Annotated in this window: 19 protein-coding genes; 9 read left to right on the top strand and 10 right to left on the bottom strand. The window is 59.4% G+C overall.

What is annotated here, in order from left to right:
- Nucleotides 1-37 precede the first annotated feature (37 nt).
- The 3 genes from GVN17_RS18295 to GVN17_RS18285 form a co-directional block, all read right to left on the bottom strand.
- A complete protein-coding gene (locus GVN17_RS18295; RefSeq protein ID WP_166596664.1) occupies nucleotides 38-1009 on the bottom strand; it encodes a rhodanese-related sulfurtransferase in 972 nt (323 codons plus the stop codon).
- Between the two features lie 306 nt (nucleotides 1010-1315).
- Nucleotides 1316-1612, bottom strand: a complete 297-nt coding sequence (locus GVN17_RS18290) for a BolA family transcriptional regulator (protein WP_166596663.1) — start codon at nucleotides 1610-1612, stop codon at nucleotides 1316-1318.
- Nucleotides 1613-1624: 12 nt separating this feature from the next.
- Nucleotides 1625-2167: a DUF2059 domain-containing protein gene (locus tag GVN17_RS18285; protein ID WP_166596662.1), complete on the bottom strand. Its 543-nt coding sequence runs from the start codon at nucleotides 2165-2167 to the stop codon at nucleotides 1625-1627.
- Between the two features lie 263 nt (nucleotides 2168-2430).
- Here GVN17_RS18285 and GVN17_RS18280 point away from each other — a divergent pair, with 263 nt between their 5' ends.
- The 3 genes from GVN17_RS18280 to GVN17_RS18270 all read left to right on the top strand — a co-directional run bounded on the left by GVN17_RS18280 (nucleotide 2431) and on the right by GVN17_RS18270 (nucleotide 4880).
- Complete coding sequence (locus GVN17_RS18280) at nucleotides 2431-3825, top strand: class II fumarate hydratase (protein WP_166596661.1); 1395 nt, start codon at nucleotides 2431-2433, stop codon at nucleotides 3823-3825.
- Nucleotides 3818-4432 (top strand): NAD(P)H-dependent oxidoreductase, encoded by a 615-nt coding sequence (locus GVN17_RS18275; RefSeq protein WP_166596660.1) that lies wholly within the window; start codon nucleotides 3818-3820, stop codon nucleotides 4430-4432. Before GVN17_RS18280 ends, GVN17_RS18275 begins: the two co-directional genes overlap by 8 nt.
- Before the next feature lie 226 nt (nucleotides 4433-4658).
- Nucleotides 4659-4880, top strand: coding sequence for a DUF6316 family protein (locus GVN17_RS18270; RefSeq protein WP_166596659.1), 222 nt, complete (start codon nucleotides 4659-4661; stop codon nucleotides 4878-4880).
- A gap of 3 nt (nucleotides 4881-4883) precedes the next feature.
- On the opposite strand, the gene GVN17_RS18265 is transcribed toward GVN17_RS18270, so the two are convergent.
- Nucleotides 4884-5474, bottom strand: a complete 591-nt coding sequence (locus GVN17_RS18265; protein WP_166596658.1) for a tRNA-uridine aminocarboxypropyltransferase — start codon at nucleotides 5472-5474, stop codon at nucleotides 4884-4886.
- A 12-nt stretch (nucleotides 5475-5486) separates the two neighbouring features.
- The gene (locus tag GVN17_RS18260; RefSeq protein WP_166596657.1) at nucleotides 5487-6380 is read right to left on the bottom strand and encodes a LysR family transcriptional regulator; all 894 of its coding nucleotides are present in this window, start codon (nucleotides 6378-6380) and stop codon (nucleotides 5487-5489) included.
- A gap of 154 nt (nucleotides 6381-6534) precedes the next feature.
- Here GVN17_RS18260 and speB point away from each other — a divergent pair, with 154 nt between their 5' ends.
- The 3 genes from speB (at nucleotide 6535) to GVN17_RS18245 (ending at nucleotide 9681) form a co-directional block, all read left to right on the top strand.
- The gene (gene speB, locus GVN17_RS18255) at nucleotides 6535-7485 is read left to right on the top strand and encodes an agmatinase (RefSeq protein WP_166596656.1); all 951 of its coding nucleotides are present in this window, start codon (nucleotides 6535-6537) and stop codon (nucleotides 7483-7485) included.
- A 262-nt stretch (nucleotides 7486-7747) separates the two neighbouring features.
- Entirely contained in the window at nucleotides 7748-9127 is a 1380-nt protein-coding gene (locus GVN17_RS18250; RefSeq protein WP_166596655.1) for a sodium:solute symporter, read from the top strand.
- A 263-nt stretch (nucleotides 9128-9390) separates the two neighbouring features.
- Nucleotides 9391-9681 (top strand): hypothetical protein, encoded by a 291-nt coding sequence (locus tag GVN17_RS18245; RefSeq protein WP_166596654.1) that lies wholly within the window; start codon nucleotides 9391-9393, stop codon nucleotides 9679-9681.
- Nucleotides 9682-9842: 161 nt separating this feature from the next.
- On the opposite strand, the gene GVN17_RS29725 is transcribed toward GVN17_RS18245, so the two are convergent.
- The 3 genes from GVN17_RS29725 to rmuC form a co-directional block, all read right to left on the bottom strand.
- A complete protein-coding gene (locus GVN17_RS29725) occupies nucleotides 9843-9968 on the bottom strand; it encodes a PA1414 family protein (protein ID WP_256665300.1) in 126 nt (41 codons plus the stop codon).
- Between the two features lie 191 nt (nucleotides 9969-10159).
- Nucleotides 10160-11611: an NCS1 family nucleobase:cation symporter-1 gene (locus GVN17_RS18240; RefSeq protein ID WP_166596653.1), complete on the bottom strand. Its 1452-nt coding sequence runs from the start codon at nucleotides 11609-11611 to the stop codon at nucleotides 10160-10162.
- A gap of 504 nt (nucleotides 11612-12115) precedes the next feature.
- Nucleotides 12116-13480, bottom strand: a complete 1365-nt coding sequence (gene rmuC / locus GVN17_RS18235) for a DNA recombination protein RmuC (RefSeq protein WP_166596795.1) — start codon at nucleotides 13478-13480, stop codon at nucleotides 12116-12118.
- 1069 nt (nucleotides 13481-14549) lie between these two features.
- Between rmuC and GVN17_RS18230 the strand changes: the two genes are divergently transcribed.
- From GVN17_RS18230 to GVN17_RS18220, 3 genes are all read left to right on the top strand, one after another.
- A complete protein-coding gene (locus GVN17_RS18230; protein WP_166596652.1) occupies nucleotides 14550-14774 on the top strand; it encodes a hypothetical protein in 225 nt (74 codons plus the stop codon).
- Between the two features lie 278 nt (nucleotides 14775-15052).
- Entirely contained in the window at nucleotides 15053-15544 is a 492-nt protein-coding gene (locus GVN17_RS18225; protein ID WP_166596651.1) for a hypothetical protein, read from the top strand.
- Between the two features lie 140 nt (nucleotides 15545-15684).
- The gene (locus GVN17_RS18220) at nucleotides 15685-16983 is read left to right on the top strand and encodes an OmpP1/FadL family transporter (RefSeq protein ID WP_166596650.1); all 1299 of its coding nucleotides are present in this window, start codon (nucleotides 15685-15687) and stop codon (nucleotides 16981-16983) included.
- A gap of 378 nt (nucleotides 16984-17361) precedes the next feature.
- Here the strand turns inward: GVN17_RS18220 and GVN17_RS18215 are convergent, their stop codons facing one another.
- Together GVN17_RS18215 and GVN17_RS18210 are read right to left on the bottom strand one after the other, a co-directional pair.
- Nucleotides 17362-17913 (bottom strand): glutathione peroxidase, encoded by a 552-nt coding sequence (locus GVN17_RS18215; protein WP_166596649.1) that lies wholly within the window; start codon nucleotides 17911-17913, stop codon nucleotides 17362-17364.
- A 211-nt stretch (nucleotides 17914-18124) separates the two neighbouring features.
- Entirely contained in the window at nucleotides 18125-19333 is a 1209-nt protein-coding gene (locus tag GVN17_RS18210) for an MFS transporter (RefSeq protein WP_166596648.1), read from the bottom strand.
- Between the last annotated feature and the right edge of the window lie 79 nt (nucleotides 19334-19412).

Here is a 19412-nt window from a genome sequence, read left to right as displayed (position 1 = left end):
CGGGTCCATTACATAAAGCAGGCGGGTGTTCATGGGATCAAGCCTCGTTCGTTTGCGTTTCGTCAGGCTGCGCGTCCAGCAGACGGTAGTTGCGGCCGATCGGGTGCGGCTGATTGCGCGCCTTCGCCAGCTCGATCTGCTTCTGCCGGTCGATGGCGCTGCGGCGGGTCTTCTCGCTCAGCGTGTCCCAGCAATGCGGGCAGCTGACGCCGGGCGAGTAGTGCTCGCTGGCGCGGTCTTCGGCGCTGATCGGGGTGCGGCAGGCATGGCACTGATCGTAGTCACCTTCGGTCAGGTCATGGCGCACGGTCACGCGATTGTCGAACACGAAGCAGTCGCCGCGCCACTGACTTTCTTCCTGCGGGACTTCTTCGAGGTATTTGAGGATACCGCCCTTGAGGTGATAAACCTCTTCGAACCCCTCGCCGAGCATGTAGCTGGAGGCCTTTTCACAGCGAATGCCGCCGGTGCAGAACATCGCGACCTTCTTGTGTTTCGAAGGATCGAAGTTCGCCTTGATGTACTCCGGGAACTCGCGAAAGCTCGTGGTCTTCGGGTCGATGGCACCTTCGAAGGTGCCGATGGACACTTCGTAGTCGTTGCGGGTGTCGATCAGCAGCACTTCAGGGTCAGCGATCAGTGCATTCCAGTCCTGCGGCTCGACATAGGTGCCCACGGCCTTGTTCGGGTCGACGCCTTCGACGCCCAAAGTCACGATCTCTTTCTTGAGCTTGACCTTGGTGCGGTAGAACGGCTGCTCGTCGCAGTACGACTCTTTGTGGTCGATGTCGATCATGCGCGGGTCGTTCTTGAGCCAGGCCAGCAGGCCGTCGATGCCTTCACGGCTGCCGGAAACGGTGCCGTTGATGCCTTCTTCGGCAATCAGCAGGGTGCCCTTGATGCCGTTGTCGACCATGGCGTTAAGCAGGGGCTCACGCAGTTCGACGTAGTCCGAGAGGGTGACGAATTTGTACAGCGCCGCGACGACGATGGGTGCGGTTTGGGTCATGTTGCGTCTCCAGGTGGTGACCCTCGCAAAGGGCCTACCGGATAAAAAATTCAGATGAACACGTGCCGACCGGGCAACGCGGCGCGGATTCTAGCAAAAATCAGAGGTCAGCAGACAGGGCGGGTGATCGGTGGGGAATTGATGCAGGTCAATAACGAGCGGCGAAGGCATGCAAGGCATGCAAGGCATCAGGATTGCCCGAACTACCGCTATCGCGAGCAAGCTCACTCCTACAGGAACGTACGCATACCTGTAGGAGTGAGCTTGCTCGCGATGAATGCGGTGATCATCGCTCGAAACGGGAAATCAATCATGCCCCCCGGCACAGGTCGGCGACGCAGGCGCAGCGCCGATTTTTGCCCACTCTTCCGGGGTGTAGGTGTGCAGCGCCAAGGCATGGAACTCACCCATCAGGCCACCGAGCAGGCCGTAGACCTTCTGGTGGCGCTTGACGGCGTTGAGGCCAGCGAACTGCTCGCTGACCACCACGGCCTTGTAGTGAGTGTCCGTGCCGCGACTGTGCATGTGGCTTTCATTGAGCACCTGGAGGTACTCGGGCTGAAAGACCGTCAACGCGGATTCGATTCGCTGTTGCATGCTCATGTCAGGCTTCGCTTATGGCTTCTTGGCAGGGGCTGCCGGGGCGGTACCCTTGCCGGCTGCACCGGCGGGCACCAGTTCCTTGGTCATGGACTCCAGCAGACCGGTCACCACAGGCACGGCCGGTTGCAGCTTGTCCTGGGTCATCTGGAACGATTGCTGGCTGATCTGCGGCATCTTGGCCTGGACTTTCTTGCCCAGCGGCGACTGATAGAAGGCCACCAGATCTTTCAGCTCTTGCTCGCTGAAGTTGTCGGTGTAGAGCTTGACCATGTCAGGCTGCAGCTTGTCCCAGCCAATGGCCTTGTCCAGCGCGGCGTTGGCCTGGGCCTGGTATTTTTCCAGCACGGCTTTCTTGGAATCTGGCGCTTTGGTTTCGGCGAAACGCTGGGCGAACATTTGCTGCGCTTGCATGTAGATCGGCGCACCCAACTGATCGGCGTGAGCCAATTTGAGGAACGCAACAGCACTGGCCTCGTGGCTGGCGGTGGCAGCAAGAGCCTGGCCGCTGGCACATACCAGAGCGACCGCAGCACAGATGGCGCGAAGACGGGTCATCGAGTTTCCTTATCTAGCAGGCGAGGCTGAACCCCAAGGCCGCACATTCTGCGCCCCTTTCCGTGCTGCGCTCAACCCCCGGCGCTACGAGCGGTCGAATAGGCTCCGCACGACAATCGAAGGCAGCAAAGGTTTCACACGACCCCGCTCGCCCTTTTGTCGCACACTGACCACTCTTGTCCTTGCCGCGCAGCCGTTAGCGGGAACCGAACCGGGCTGCGGGGTACTAAACTGCGCTATTTCGATCCTAAGGAGTGAGTCCAGTGAGCCGTACCGAAACCGATAGCATAGGTCCGATCGAAGTCCCTGAAGACGCTTACTGGGGGGCGCAAACCCAACGTTCGCTGATCAATTTCGCCATTGGTCAGGAGCGCATGCCATTGCCGGTCCTGCACGCGTTGGCGCTGATCAAGAAAGCCGCTGCGCGGGTCAATGACCGCAATGGCGACTTGCCCGCCGACATCGCCCGCCTCATCGAACAGTCCGCCGACGAAGTACTGGGCGGCAAGCTGGACGACCAGTTCCCGCTGGTGGTGTGGCAGACCGGCAGCGGCACGCAAAGCAACATGAACGTCAACGAAGTGATCGCCGGGCGCGCCAACGAGCTGTCCGGCAAGGGTCGCGGCGGCAAATCGCCGGTGCACCCCAACGATCACGTCAACCGCTCGCAAAGCTCCAACGACTGTTTCCCGACGGCCATGCACATCGCCGCCGCGCAGGCCGTCAAAGAGCAGTTGCTGCCCGCGATTGCCGAGCTGTCTGCAGGCATCGCCGAGCAGTCCTCGCGCCACATGAAGCTGGTGAAAACCGGTCGCACCCACATGATGGACGCCACGCCGATCACCTTCGGCCAGGAACTGTCGGCCTACGTCGCGCAGTTGGAATACGCGGAGAAAAGCATTCGCGCCGCCCTCCCCGCTGTCTGCGAATTGGCACAAGGTGGCACCGCCGTCGGCACCGGTCTGAACTCGCCTCACGGTTTTGCCGAAGCGGTTGCCGCCGAGCTGGCCGCGCTGTCAGGCCTGCCGTTCGTGACGGCACCGAACAAGTTCGCTGCACTGGCGGGGCATGAGCCACTGACGGCCCTCTCTGGCGCGCTGAAAACCCTCGCCGTGACGCTGATGAAAATCGCCAACGACCTGCGCCTGCTCGGTTCGGGCCCGCGCGCCGGTCTGGCCGAGGTCAAGCTGCCCGCCAATGAACCGGGCAGTTCGATCATGCCGGGCAAGGTCAACCCGACCCAGTGCGAAGCGCTGTCGATGCTGGCCTGTCAGGTGATGGGCAACGACACCACCATCTCGTTCGCGGCGAGTCAGGGTCACCTGCAACTGAACGTGTTCAAGCCGGTGATCATCCACAACCTGCTGCAATCGATCCGCCTGCTGGGCGATGGCTGCCGCAACTTCAACGAGCATTGCATCGCGGGCATGGAGCCGGACGCGGGCAAGATGGCCGAGCACCTGGAACGCGGCCTGATGCTGGTGACGGCGCTGAATCCGCACATCGGCTACGACAAGTCGGCGCAGATCGCCAAGAAAGCGTACAGCGAAGGTTTGACCTTGCGCGAAGCGGCCTTGCAGTTGGGGTTCCTCACCGACGCCGAGTTCGACGCGTGGGTACGTCCCGAGAAGATGCTGGAGGCCGGCAGCAATGGCTGAGCCGATCAGCGGCGCCACGCCACTGGAGGGCTATGGCAAACGCATCCTGATGGTCATCGGTTCGCCGAAGACCGCCAGCCTCTGCCACGCTCTGGGCGATGCATACGCCCAGGGCGCACGCAGCCAAGGCCACGTGGTGCGGGTGCTGAAGCTGGAAGAACTGGACTTCGATCCGACGCTGCACAACGGTTATGCATCCAGCCAGACACTGGAACACGACCTGCTGGAAGCCCAGCGCGAGATTCACTGGGCGCAGCATCTGGTGTTCGTCTACCCGGTCTGGTGGGGCGGGCTGCCGAGCCTGCTGAGCGGCTTCTTCGAGCGCGTGTTCATGCCCGGTTTCGCGTTCAAAGCCCACGGCCGTCATCACCCGTCCAACGAACTGCTCAAGGGCCGAACCGCAGAAATGCTGGTGACGCTGGACACGCCTTCGCGGTACTTCCGCTGGGTGTTCAAGGCGCCTGCCCATCGTCAGATCAAGCACGCGATTCTGGAATTCTGCGGGATCAAGACCACGCGCTTGACGGAGTTTTCGCCGGTCAGGACGGCAACGGAAGAACAGCGCCAGCAGTGGATTCATCAGGCCGAGGCGTTGGGTAAGCGCTGAGGGTGTTTTTGGGGTGGGTCAATGGATTCGTCAGTTGACTGATCCGACGCTTTCGCGCCAGGTCAGCCAACGCATTCCCACCTGACCCGCCGCATTCTTTGGAGTAAAGTATCGAACGTTCAGCCAACCTTTCCGTCTCACGCTGTGGAAACGTCATTTGGCTGTCGTACCCCAGGTTTAGCCGTCCTGAATCGTTTCCGAACAGACTCCCAGACCGGAGAAGGCTATGTTGAGCAAGCGTGAGCAAGACCCCGAGACCGCCGTGCGTTTCCGCAGCGACCGCGTCTCCCGCGTCAACGGCATGTATTTCTTCAGTACCCGCGAAAATACCCTTGAAGGCCCCTTCTTCACCAAGGAAGACGCCGAGCGGGAAACCGACGCCTATATTCGGCGCATGCAGGCCGGGCAGCTGTCTTCGTCCGAGCCGCCAACGTCGTTGAATGGCTGACGGTCAGCTGTGATTGCGGCGAAAGGTGTCTTCACCCATCGCCGCGATTTGTCCTTCGATCAAAGCCTCGAACGGCCGCAACAACGCCGCAAATGAACGATCCGGTTCCAGCGTGTGCAGGGCGTGGGTGATCGCTTCCAGCGTCGACAACGCATCCGGCCCCGGCGCCTTGCGCAAGCGGTAACGGGATGACGGCATGTTTTCCAGCGTGACCCTCGGCAGTGCCGCCAACAGCGGGTTCAGGTGCAGCAACTTGCGGGCCTTGCGCCATGTGCCGTCGGGCACCACCAGCAGCGTGGGCGACGAATCCGACGTCTGGGCCGTGAGCGCCACAGCCTCTTCGCCAGGAAATAACAGCCGGGCCTGATAACCCGGCACGTTCAACAGGTCCGCCAACCCTTCGAACACCTCCCCCACCACCAACTGGGCGTTACTCAGCCCCAGCGCCGCCAGCCGCGCCGTGTTTAGCGCGTGATTGACCTCACTGGGATGTTGCAAAATCAGCACGCGAGTGCGGCTGTCCAGACGGGGAATCAGCGCGCAGAGGCAATGATCTTGAGGGCGATGACAGCGGTCGCAACAGGCACGGGACATGTTCGGGCCCTCTTAGAGCGGGTTGAGCTGGGCTTTGAGCAGGTCACGGAACGTCTGAATCAACGGCTCGCGACTGCGGCCCCGACGCAGGATCATCGAGAACGGCGCCTGATAGCCGAATGTGGCAGGCAACAGCACGCGCAGGTGCTCGGAATCGACCCAGGATTGTGCGTAATGCTCGGGCAAATATCCGATGTACGCACCGGAAAGCACCAGAATCAGCTGGGCTTCCATACTTTCCACGGTCGCAGCGCTGTGCTTGAAGCCGTGTCGCGCCAGTTCCGCCTGACTCCAATAACCACGCCCGACCATGCGCTGCTGGGTAATCACCGGCTCCGGAATGCGCCGCTCGTTGAACAGCGGATGCCGATTGCTGCAATACAGCCAGTGCTGTTCGCGGTACAGCGGCTGATACAGCAAGCCGTTCATGCGGGTGGAAAACGAGCCGATCGCCAAATCCAGCCGGTTATCCAGGACCCCCAATTGCAACTCGTAAGGGCTCATGACCGAGAGGTGCAAATGCACCGCCGGATGCTCTTCGCTGTATGCCCCGATCACTTCGGCGAACGGCAACGCCCGGTCGCTGACGGTGGAGTCCAGCACACCCAGGTTCAGCGTCCCGCGCAGTTCGCCCTTGAGTGCGGCTGCGTAGAGTTCAAAGCCTTCCAGCTCCCCCAGCAGGCGCAGGGTTTCCTGATGAAACAGCTCGCCCTTGCTCGTCAGGCTGAACCCGCCACGGCCGCGATGGCACAGCACGATACCCAGCGTCGACTCCAGCTGACTCATGTAAGTGCTGATCGCGGAGGTCGACAGGTTCAATTCTTGCTGCGCACTGGCGAAGCCCTGATGGCGGACCACGCAGGTGAAGATACGCAGCAGTTTCAGATCGGGTAATGCGCTGGCCATGATGCATCCAGGTATCGAAGAACGGCCAGCTTACCCGATACTTCAGAAATCTCTGAACTAAGTATTTTGCCTCAGCGATTGTTCACCAGGCCCTCGGTTCGCAGAATCCGCCCATTGCTAACCACTATTAATCACTCACCGATGAGGCAATCCCGTGGACAAGATTTTCCACCAACCACTGGGCGGCAACGAAATGCCGCGCTTCGCCGGCATCGCCACCATGATGCGTCTGCCCCACCTGCAAACGGCCGCCGGCCTCGATGCCGCCTTCATTGGCGTGCCGCTGGACATCGGCACCTCGCTGCGCGCAGGCACCCGTTTCGGACCTCGTGAAATCCGCGCTGAATCGGTGATGATTCGCCCTTACAACATGGCCACGGGGGCAGCGCCTTTCGATTCGCTGTCGGTTGCCGACATCGGCGACGTCGCCATCAACACCTTTAACCTGCTGGACGCGGTGCGCATCATCGAAGAGGCCTACAACGGCTTCCTCGAACACGGCATTATCCCGCTGACCCTGGGCGGTGACCACACCATCACCCTGCCGATCCTCCGTGCCATTCATAAAAAGCACGGCAAGGTCGGTCTGGTGCACATCGACGCCCACGCGGACGTCAACGATCACATGTTCGGCGAGAAGATCGCCCACGGCACCACTTTCCGTCGCGCCGTGGAAGAAGGCTTGCTGGATTGTGACCGCGTGGTGCAGATCGGCCTGCGTGCGCAGGGCTACACCGCCGAAGACTTCAACTGGAGCCGCAAACAAGGATTTCGCGTGGTGCAGGCCGAAGAGTGCTGGCACAAGTCGCTGGCGCCACTGATGGCCGAAGTGCGCGAGAAAGTGGGCGGCGGTCCGGTGTACTTGAGCTTCGACATCGACGGCATCGACCCGGCCTGGGCGCCAGGCACCGGGACCCCTGAAATCGGCGGCCTGACCACCATTCAGGCCATCGAAATCATCCGCGGGTGCCAAGGGCTGGATCTGATCGGCTGCGACCTCGTGGAAGTTTCGCCACCGTACGACACCACCGGCAACACCTCGCTGCTGGGGGCCAACCTGCTGTACGAGATGTTGTGCGTGCTGCCGGGGGTTGTTCACCGGTAACGCTCGGAGTTTGCCTTTTGCTGGGGTTTGCTGGCGAAACCCTGGCCCCTCTGTAGGAGCGAATTCATTCGCGAAGAACAGTACAGACGATGGAGATGCATTGTCCGCACAGGCCTCTCGCGAATGAATTCGCTCCTGCAGGTCCAGCGCATACCCCACGTTCTTATTTCAACTGAATAACAAACTCACCCGCTGACTGCCTGCGTCACTTCAGCCGGATGATTCGCGACTCACTATAAAAACAATGATCGGAGACACCTCCATGGCTTTAGATATTTTCGTCGTGCTGATTTACGCGGCCGGCATGCTGGTACTGGGCTGGTACGGCATGCGCAAGGCCAAGACCCACGAAGACTACCTCGTTGCCGGACGCAACCTCGGCCCTAGCTTGTACATGGGCACCATGGCCGCCACCGTGCTGGGCGGCGCCTCTACTGTCGGCACCGTACGTCTCGGCTACGTCCACGGCATTTCCGGGTTCTGGCTCTGTGCCGCGCTGGGCGTCGGCATCATCGCGCTGAACCTCTTCCTCGCCAAACCACTGCTCAAACTGCGCATCTTCACCGTTACGCAGATCCTCGAAAAACGCTACAACCCCATGGCCCGCCAAGCCAGCGCCGTGATCATGCTCGCCTACGCGCTGATGATTGGCGTGACCTCGATTCTCGCCATCGGCACGGTCATGCAAGTGCTGTTCGACCTGCCGTTCTGGGTCTCGGTGATTTTGGGCGGCGGCGTGGTGGTGGTGTACTCCACCATCGGCGGCATGTGGTCGCTGACCCTCACCGACATCGTGCAATTCGTGATCAAGACCGTGGGCCTGATGTTCATCCTGCTGCCGATCTGCCTGTACCGCGTCGGTGGCTGGGACGAACTGGTCGCCAAGCTGCCCGCGTCGAGCTTCAGCTGGACCACCATCGGCTGGGACACGATCATCACCTACTTCCTGATCTACTTCTTCGGCATCCTGATCGGCCAGGACATCTGGCAACGCGTGTTCACTGCTCGCACCGAGAAAATCGCCAAGTACGCAGGCTCCGTTGCAGGGGTGTACTGCATCGTCTACGGCCTGGTCTGCGCACTGATCGGCATGGCCGCTCACGTGTTGCTGCCGGACCTGGCCAACGTCAACACGGCCTTTGCCGCCATCGTCAAAGCCTCATTGCCGGACGGCATTCGCGGCCTGGTGATCGCCGCTGCACTGGCCGCGATGATGTCTACCGCCAGCGCAGGCCTGCTCGCAGCCTCCACCACCTTGACTGAAGACCTGTTGCCAAAACTGCGCGGTGGCAAGCAATCGAGCCTGGGCATCAACCGCCTGTTCACAGCATTGACCGGCCTCGTGGTGTTGGCCATCGCGCTGGTGGTGAACGACGTGATCAGCGCGCTGACCCTGGCCTACAACCTGTTGGTGGGCGGCATGCTGATCCCACTGATCGGCGCCATCTATTGGAAGCGCGCCACCACGGCGGGCGCCATCACCAGCATGAGCCTGGGCTTCATCACTGCGCTGGCGTTCATGCTCAAGGATGGTCTGGACGCCAACACCCCGATCTACTACAGCCTAGCGGTTGGCCTGGCGAGTTTCGTGGTCGTCAGCCTTGTGTCGCCTCGCTCCGTAGCCGTGGCACGGGCGGTCTGACTGGAATGGCTCCAGACGTAACGTTACTGAAACAGATCAAGGGCGCCTTCGGGCGTCCTTTTTTATGGGCAGTTACACAATTTCATCTTGAACCCGTCATTCGACTCGGCGAAATCTGGGCTAGCCTTAGCCAAGACAGCACTGGAGGCAATGTGCCTCAACGGGGTCATATCAAGGAGCGAAGCACGATCCAGCTGTCAGGCCGCAAACCTCTGTGAATGAAGTCGGGGTTAGTTCGAACACAATCAGGCAGAGGCTTCCCCATGAACCGCAGCGAAATCCAGCAGCACATTTTCGATACACTCGGGAAAATCCTCGTCGACAAATCGATCATCCAGGAACAAGCCGATCCGATGGTGAGCGAACTCTTTCTGGACGAAGAGGACTTTGGCAATTTCTTCGAAGACCTTCAAACCGACTTCAATATCACCCTACCCTCTCGCGTCAAATCCGAGCTCTCACACCTTCCAGAAAACCCCGATTACAGCCAACTGACGCTGCAAGGCCTTGTCGATCTGATTCTTGTGCAAATGAAAAACAGGAAACCGCACTGAATTGGACGCGTCAGCACGGAAAAAGATGAGAGAGGGCTACAGCGAAGCGCCCATGGTCGGGCGTGACCCGTGAGGTACAGCCGAAAAAAATCGAGCGGGCTATCGTGCGATAGCACCGCTGTTCACGGGTGGGTCAATCGAAGGTGACGAAGGCCGAAGGCTTAGCGGCGCGGGCGGCGACGCTGGTCATCGTCGGTGCGAACGGGAATGGGCTGCAGCTTCGGCCGTTCGATCAAGCCGAGAGCAACACCTACATCGTGAAGCCATTCTTGCAATTTGCTGTTCATATAACGCCCCCTTCAGGGAAATGCCGGCAGCCAACTTCTGGTCCGCTTACCGCAGATCATAGTGCTAAGTCGCACTTTACGCCTGCTACGGAGTGTCGCGGCAGGAAATTTTCGCTTTCTTTACGTTGAGACATTTCAAAGCGACGATCCCCCGCCTTCTCCCGACCAACGGCACTCCTTCAAGCGCCCGATCAGTTGGCCACGGCAGGCGTCAGTGCAGCGGATTCATGGGCCTGAGTGCGCCGGGCGAAGACAAAGAACAACACCCCACCCAAAAAACATCCGGTAAACCATGCAAAGTTCGCCATCGGTTGCAAGGCCGGTACGAAAGTGATCGCAATGCCCACCAAGGTCGCCAGAACAAGCGCCTTGACCGCCGTGTAATTCACGCCTCCGGTGTACCAGTAGCGACCGCTGGGGCCGTCGTTGAACAGCGAATCCACGTCGATCTGCTGTTTTTTGATCAGGTAATAGTCCACCAGCAGAATGCCGAACAAGGGGCCGATAAAGGCCGCCAGTACATCCAGGGTGTAATGGATCACGGCCGGGTTGTTGAAGAGGTTCCACGGCGTGATGAAGATCGAGGCGACAGCGGCGATCATCCCACCCACACGCCAGCTGATCTTGCTCGGTGCGACGTTGGCGAAGTCAAAAGCCGGAGAGACGAAGTTGGCGACGATGTTGATGCCGATGGTCGCCGTCACGAATGCAAAGGCCCCCAGGAGCACAGCCACGCTGTTGTCGATGCGGGCAACAGTGGCAATCGGGTCGTGCAGCATCTCACCGAACACCGGCAAGGTGCCGGAGACAATGACGACCGTGACCAGAGAGAACGCGAGAAAATTAACGGGAAGGCCCCAGAAATTGCCGCGACGCACCTCGGACATGCTCCGGCAGTAGCGACTGAAATCACCGAAATTGAGCGTAGGACCGGAAAAGTACGACACCACAAGCGCAGTGGCCATGATCACTTGGGCCATCGCGTCCCAGCCGGTCAGGGACTTCTCGGACAGCGTAAAACTGATGTTGGCCCAACCGGCTTTCCAGACGATCCAGCCCGCCAGCAGGAACATCACGGCGTAGACCACCGGCCCTGCCCAATCGATGAACCGACGAATCGAATCCATGCCGGTCCAGAACACCGCAGCCTGTACCAGCCAGAGCGCGAGGAAACCGAACCAGCCGAGGTAGGACAACCCAGCGAAATGCGGTTCCGCGTAGACCGACATCTGTGGGAAAAATCGCAGAACCACGATGATCAACGCACTGGAGGCCAGGTAAGTCTGTACGCCGTACCACGCCACGGCGATCAGGCCGCGAATCACAGCCGGGATATTCGCGCCGAAAACGCCGAACGCCAACCGACAGATCACCGGATAAGGCACTGCCGCCTGCTGGCTCGGTTTGGCCAGCAGGTTGGCAATCACTTGAATGATGCAGATCCCCAAGAGCAGCGCGATCAGTACCTGCCAACTCGCCAGCCCCAGTGCAAAGAGGCTCGCAGCGAACACGTAACCGCCCACGCTGTGCACGTCACTCATCCAGAACGCAAAAATGTTGTACCACGTCCACTTCTGCGGCACGGGTCCCAGGTCTTGGTTATACAGGCGGGGGCTGTAGCCCTTGGGCATTGGCTCGGTCATCGCATATCTCCCTGAGAGGACAGGCTGGCTCCCGAGGCAGAGAGGTGGAACACACTGCGTACGGGAGCAAGCGCGGGTTGTATACGAACCAATAGGCAGAATGCGTGCCATCGCTATTTTAGCGAGCGCATGAGAATGCTAAATAGCGGTTTTATAAGGGATGAAAGCGAGGGCAGTAGCAGAAAGACAGTACTGTTTAGGGGACCGCTTGCGCCCACTGACAGTGCAGTGCTGCCTGATCGGGGTGCGTTTTCAGCACCAAAGATTGCCAGTGATTAATATGTATACAAACTGCAGATTTATTGTCCTGTATAAATTTCACGTGTGAGCGTCACTTATGTAGGGAGCGGACTCATTCGCCAGGTATCGTCCAGCCGATAGACATGCGTCGCCTGTCCAGGCCATTCGCGAATGAATTCGCTCCCACAGTTGAGTCCGCGTAAAGCCCCGCGTTTCGCGAAGGCTTTGGAGTTCGCTCCCGGAGATGTTCAGCGTCGCCTCAAATCACTCCGGCAACTGCACGACGCCGTCTTCATCGGTGAGGGCTCGCTCCAACAGGTCGGCCGGCAGGTTTTTACTCGCCCTGGCCCCCAGGAGTTTGAGTTGCTCACTGCGGCTGACCAGGTTGCCACGCCCTTCGACCAGCTTGTTGCGCGCCGCACCGTAGGCTTTGTCCAACTGCTGCAAACGGCTGCCGACTTCATCGAGGTCCTGAATAAAGAGCACGAACTTGTCGTACAGCCATCCTGCCCGCTCGGCGATTTCGCGAGCGTTCTGGCTCTGGCGTTCCTGCTTCCACAAACTGTCGATCACGCGAAGCGTGGCCAATAGCGTCGTCGGGCTGACGATCACGATGTTGCGATCAAATGCCTCTTGGAACATAGTCGGTTCTGCCTGCAACGCCGCCGAAAACGCCGCTTCGATGGGCACAAACAGCAACACGAAATCCAGGCTGTGCAGACCTTCAAGCCGCTTGTAATCCTTGCCCGACAACCCCTTCACGTGGTTGCGCAACGAAAGCACATGCTGCTTGAGTGCGACCTGACCGATCACTTCATCCTCGGCCGACACGTACTGTTGATACGCCGTCAGGCTGACTTTGGCGTCCACCACCACCTGTTTGTCGCCGGGCAGCATGATCAACACATCAGGCTGGAACCGTTCGCCATCCGGCCCTTTCAGACTGACTTGAGTCTGGTACTCGCGGCCTTTTTCCAGCCCGGCATGTTCAAGTACTCGCTCCAGAATCAGCTCGCCCCAGTTGCCTTGGGTTTTCTGCCCTTTCAGCGCACGCGTCAGGTTGGTGGCCTCGTCGCTCAAGCGCTGGTTCAGCAGCTGGAGGCGCTCCAGCTCCTTGCCCAGCGAGAAACGCTCGCGGGCTTCCTGTTGATAGCTTTCTTCCACGCGCTTTTCGAAGGACTGGATGCGTTCCTTGAGTGGGTTGAGCAACTGGCCCAATTGCTGTTGGCTGGTCTCGGCGAAACGTTGCTCACGCTCGTCGAAGATTTTGCCCGCCAGTTCTGCAAACTGCGCCCTCAACTCATCGCGAGAACCTTGCAAGTCGTTCAGGCGCTGCTGATGACCTTCCTGCTGCTCGCGCAACTCGGCGCTCAGCGACGCGCATTGCGCGTCCAGCCGACGCAGTTCTGCTTCTTTAAGCGTGCGCTCATGACCCCATCCTTCCTGAGCCAACCGCGCCGCACCGTGCTGCTGCCGCAGCAATTCCACTTCACGCCGCAATGCGGCCAGATCGGCCTGCTTCACAGCATTGGCCTGACCCAGGTCGCTGATTTCGTCTCGGCAGGCATCAAGCTGGGCATTAAGACCGTCTTGTGCCATCTGCGCATTGCTCAAGCGCTCGTCGAGCAGCGCGACCTCCGCTTCGCGCAGGGTGATCCGACGTTGCAACTGCCACGCCAATGCCAGCAACGGTACCGCCGCTGCCCCCAACCCCAGCAACAGGCTGGTGAGGTCCAAAGCCATAAACATTTCCCGACTCCACAATCGATGCTGGCGGCATTATGCGCACAAGCGGCGCTGTCGTCAGATCAGGATCAAGGGTTCGATGAGGCGGGGGTCGCCACTTTGTCAATTCGCAGAGCCGCGGGCTAGAGCAAGCGCTTGGGACAATCCACAGAACCTGTGGATAACTCAGTGGACAACACCCCCTGAACCCCCGCAAACGTAGGCAGAATGGGGCCTGCGTTCAAACTGACGATTTTTTCACCAATGAAAAAAAGCGATGATTTTCATTGACTTAATAATTCGATACATGAAATCAAGCTGTTAGGGCCGATTGTGACAGTGAGATGGCAGCTAACCGATCTAATGTGCACAAGTCAATTTCCAATCGCTATATAGCCACCCCGAAAACATGCCTAAGCGTGTAGGATCGGTCTGAAAAGAGGCAGACGGCCAGCATTCAGTCCCTTCCTCATAGCTGAACCTGCGCTGAACCGAATTTGCGCTCTCCGGATCAGACTTGCTTTGTCTCCCCGCATCGGATAGCATTGCCACCGTTAGTACCAAGCTGAAAGTCAATTCTGATCGAACAAATCCCTCAATCCACATTTGCCAAACTGCAGATGGACTGAAAAAAGGGATCGATCACCTCGATGGTTTACAGACATGAACTCGCACAGCCTGCCGAACGATCGGAGGTGTGGAGAAGCAATCATGGCCTGCTCAAACCAGCCTGCAAATTGATCAGGATCTTCACCCCGAGCATCGAACCTTTGCTCCTGTTGTGTCGCCTGCCCTCCGAAGTACCTACCAGTCAGCCCAGCGCCACATGATAATCGCGCTTCAACTGGCTGCTTTTGTTCCAGACAGGTTCTGCGCCCTGCCCTGACTCGCCTTCGAGCATCGGCCCGCGTTTACTGGAACGTTTTTATTTTGCACGCCTCTTATTGCGTGTCGATTCAGGAAACACCATTACATGACTACTCATATCCAGACTCAGGATGCCATCCGCACCCTCACCAATGCCTTTGCTCCGATGGACTGCCTGATCATGGCCGCCCGCAAAGGCTGCTTCAGCTTCACTATCGTCAACGAACACGGCATCGCCCGTCACAGCGAACGTCTTTACCCGGATCAGTACTCCAGCGCCGAACCGCTGCAAGCCGTGATCGACCGTACACGTCAGGCGCTGATCGCCTGATACCGTTCGTCGGGTAAAAAAACGTACGCCAAGCCTCACCCCTAAAACGGTGGGGCTTTTTTGTGCCTGTTTTTCATATGAAAAAGCCGCTGCGTTCATTGCCAGATGAAATATGCACAGCGTTACAGATCGGGAAATATTTTAAAAACAGTCTTTTACACCGCAAATATGAGACTACGCTTCAACTCAAGCGGTCTGAGCCGCTTCCGGTGGGCCCGGATTCCATTTCCGCTGCCAAGCGTCAGGGTCCGCCGGCTCATTAACCTCCCGAGGGTGTTATGGGAATCGCCGCCAGTGAATTGCGCCGTTATGTGATCCGCCCCACGCTGATCTATCTCGGTCGCCAGCATCCAGGAGCAGAAGCCTTTCTGCTCGCCGTCGCCGCCAGTCAGTCCGCACTGGGCGCAGCGCTGGACACCCAGCGTGGACACGGGCTTTACGGCATTTCCGACGCACGCCACTACCAACTCTGGGATGGCTACCTAGCCAAAGACCCCGAGCTCGCCAGCCTGGTCAGAGGCCTCGCGAGCCAGCATGCATTTCTCACCGGACCGGATCTGGAGCTCACCGTCAACCTTCGATACTCCACGGCCATCGCCTGGATGATGGTTGAGGCCAGCCGACTCACCCTGCCTGCCGAAACCGATGTGAAGAGAATGGCGCGTATTTGGCGCAGGATATTTCAGCCTCAGGGCCGCCTGCAGGATTTCATGACGGCCTGGCAAACCACAGTTCGCCCTTTATATCAGGGCGAACCAGCCATTTTGTGACTCAGCGGTTTCGCTGGAGATCGCAGCACGTTTACTCGGATTGTCCTACAAAAACTGCTCTAACTCGGGTGATCCAGCCTATAGCGCGCTATGAAAAATATTGGTAATTTCCGCGCGGTGATCAACAAGGAGTTCTAACAATGAAAAAAACAATGATCAAATCCAGCCTCAGTCTCGCCATCACTCTTGCCTCCACCCAAGTTTTCGCATCCGGTTTTGCCCTGAACGAACAAAGCATCAGCGGCATGGGGACCGGCTTCGCGGGCCGTTCCTCGTCCGTCGACGACGCCAGCATCGTTTATGGCAACCCGGCCGGCATGTCGCGGCTCAAGGGCCAACAAGTCACCGTCGGTGTCGCCGCCATTGATGCGTCGACCGACATCAAGGATGTCAGCGGTCGCAGCTCCGGTACCAATAAAGGCGACATGGTGCCGTTCACCGCCGTTCCCATGGGTTTCTACGTCAATCCTGTGGATGATCACTGGGCATTCGGCTTGGGCGTCTACGCCCCGTTCGGCCTGGTGACCGATTACGAAAGCAGCTTCCAGGGCCGTAACTTCGGCAGCAAGAGCATCGTGAAGGTCGTGACATTCCAGCCGACCATCAGCTATGCCTTCAACGATAAAGTGTCGATCGGTTTCGGCCCGACCATCAACCGCATCTCCGGTGCGTTGGAGTCCAACCCGAACCTGAGCGGCGTGACCGCGCCAATCACCGGCCGTCCTGCGGGCGACGGTCGCGTGCAGGTCAAAGGCGATGACGTGGGCTACGGCTTCAACGCCGGTATCCTGGTCCAGGCCACCGACACCACCACGCTCGGTCTGACCTACCACTCGAAAGTGACCTACAAACTGGAAGGCCACACTGAGGTGACGCCAGGCGCTGGCGTACCGCCTGCCCTGCTGAGCGCAGGTCGTTATGACGCCAAATTGAGCCTGGACACCCCTGAGTCGGTGGACTTCTCGGTCACGCAGAAAATGAACGATGCGTGGAAGCTCTACGCCGGTGCGACCTGGACCCGCTGGAGCCGCCTGCAAGACATCACCGTCAAGAACTCGGGCGTGAGTGGTGGTGCACTGGCACCTCGCCTGTTCGGCACCATTACTGAAGAGCAGAACTGGCATGACACCTGGGCTTACGCCATCGGCACGTCGTATCAGCTGAACAAGGCTTGGGTGCTGCGTACGGGCCTGACCTTCGATCAGTCGCCAACCAACAACGACAACCGTTCTCCGCGCATCCCGACGGGCGATCGGACCATCTTTAGCCTGGGTGCCGGTTACAGCCCTACCGACAACATCACGATCGATGTCGCCTACTCGTACTTGAAAGAAGAGTCTGTGAAGGTTCGTGACGTCAGTCCGCTGGGTCAAACGTACAACGCCAAATACGAAAACAGCGCCAACGGCTTCGGCCTGGGCCTGACTTACCGCTTCTGATGCAGTTGGCAGGACAGGCCGATCACCTGTTCGCCATACAGAAAACCCCGCAGCCAGCGATGGATGCGGGGTTTTTCGTTCAGGGGTGCCAGCGGTCAATCGGAAAAATCGGCTAGCAGCGTAGCGTGTCGCGATGGGCCATCTTCGCGGTGTGTGCCATGTGCGAGCCTGCACCCTTGCACGACCCCCACTGTGGGCGAATTCATTCGCGAAGAGCCGATACATTCGGCGCATCGCCATCGCCTGAACGTCATTCGCGAATAAATTCGCTCCCACAGGGATTCGGCGGCGTGCCGGAAATCGGGGAACGACACGGTCCTGCTGCAAAGCAGGACCGCGATCAGCATCAACCAACGCACCCACACACGGCCTCAAACCTCACGGCTTCGAAGCAATCGCTTTTTCCACAGCCGAAATCAGCTCAGGATCATCCGGTTTGGTCATGCTGGAAAAACTCGCCACCACGTTCCCCTTCCGGTCCACCACGTACTTGTAGAAATTCCACTTCGGCGCATTGCTCTGTTCCGCCAGCACCTTGAACAGGTTGATCGCATCTGAACCCCGCACCGGCTGCGGCTCGGTCATGGTGAAGGTCACGCCGTAATTCACGTAACAGACTTTGGCGGTCTCGGCGGCGTTATCCGACTCTTGCTTGAAGTCATCCGACGGCACGCCCAACACTTCCAATCCCTGCCCTTTGAACCGTTGATTCAACGCCTCTAGCCCTTTGAACTGCGGCGCGAAGCCACAAAAACTCGCGGTGTTCACCACTAGCATCGGCTTGCCCGCGAACTGTTTGCACAGGTCGATATCCTGCTTGGCTCGCAGCTTCGGCAGCTCGCCTTGTAATAAAGGAGGGCAATCCGCAGCCATGGCGACACCGCCCATGGCGAGCAGAAGAACAGGAAGGGAAATCCAGCGAAGGTTCATGTCGGCATCCATTCAAGGCAGAGAGTCGGGCGATAGAAACCACACGCTACTCTCTGTCGTCATCGATGCCTAGGGACGACCAAGAACGCCCAGGCTCAGCAGGTCATACCCAATTGCAGAGCGCCCAGCCCAACGCTGTGCCAGCCCCACCAGGCCAGCGCCAGCAGCGTCGCCACAATGGCAACGCCTGCCAGCCAGGGCGTCAACCGGGTCACAGTGCCACCGGCTGGAGCTGCAGGCGCGCCACGGGCCGCTCGCGTACCGGCCAGTTGAGAGCGGCCGCCATCAGGCTCAACGCAATCGAGACGTGCCAGATCATGTCGTAACTCCCGGTATGGTCATACACCACGCCCCCCAGCCAGCCGCCCAAAAAGGCGCCCAACTGGTGGAAGAGGAACACGATACCACCGAGCATCGACAGGTTACGCACGCCGAACAGCGTGGCGACGGTGCCATTGGTCAACGGAACGGTGGACAGCCAGAGCAGCCCCATCGCCATGCCGAACAGGTAGGCCGTGGTCTGGGTCAACGGCACCCAGAGGAACAGCACGATCACCACCGCTCGCAGCAGGTACAGCGCCGTCAGCAGTCGCGGTTTGGACATCCGCCCGCCCAACCAACCCGCGACGTAGGTGCCGAAAACGTTAAACAGCCCGATCAAGGCCAGCACGGTGGTGCCCACGGTGGCGGGCAAATGCTGGTCCACGAGATACGCAGGGAGGTGAACGCCGATGAACACCACTTGAAACCCGCAGACGAAGAACCCGAACGCCAGCAGCCAGAAACCGGAATGCGTGCAGGCCTCTCGCAAGGCCTCCTTCAAGGTCTGCTCACCTGCAACGACGGGCGCGGGTTTGTCCTTGAGCATCGCCACCAGCGGCAGGATGAACGCCACCAGCAAGCCCAACGCGACCAGCGCCATGGACCAGCCCAGCCAGCCGATCAACCCCAGGGTGCCGGGCAGCATGGCGAACTGCCCGAATGAACCCGCCGCGCTGGCGAGCCCCATGCCCATGCTGCGTTTTTCAGGGGGCAAGGCACGCCCCACCACGCCGAGAATGATCGAGAACGTTGTGCCTGACAGCCCGATGCCAATCAGCAACCCGGCACTCAGGGACAGTGTCGCCGGTGAGTCGGCCATGCTCATCAATCCCAGCCCCACGGCATACAGCACGCCCCCCACCAGTACGACTCTGGCAGCACCGAAGCGATCAGCCAGCGCGCCAGTGAAGGGTTGGGCCAAGCCCCAGACCAGGTTCTGCAGCGCGATGGCAAACGCAAAGACCTCCCGACCCCAGCCGAACTGCGCGCTCATGGGCGGCAAAAACAACCCGAAGCCATGCCGCGTTCCCAGCGAGAGGGCCAGAATCAGGGCACTGCCCAACAAGACCCAGCCACTGGTACGCCAGACGGATGTCATTTTTTATCTCCAAAAGCGGTGCGTGGGGCATTAGTTGCATATGCCACTAAATCAGATTCAGGCACGCTACGCGTGAGCA

Source organism: Pseudomonas sp. SLFW, from assembly GCF_009905615.1.
Classification (GTDB): Bacteria; Pseudomonadota; Gammaproteobacteria; order Pseudomonadales; family Pseudomonadaceae; genus Aquipseudomonas; species Aquipseudomonas bambusae.
The sequence above is the reverse complement of the archived record's forward strand: the minus strand, read 5'-3'. Positions and strand labels throughout refer to the sequence as shown.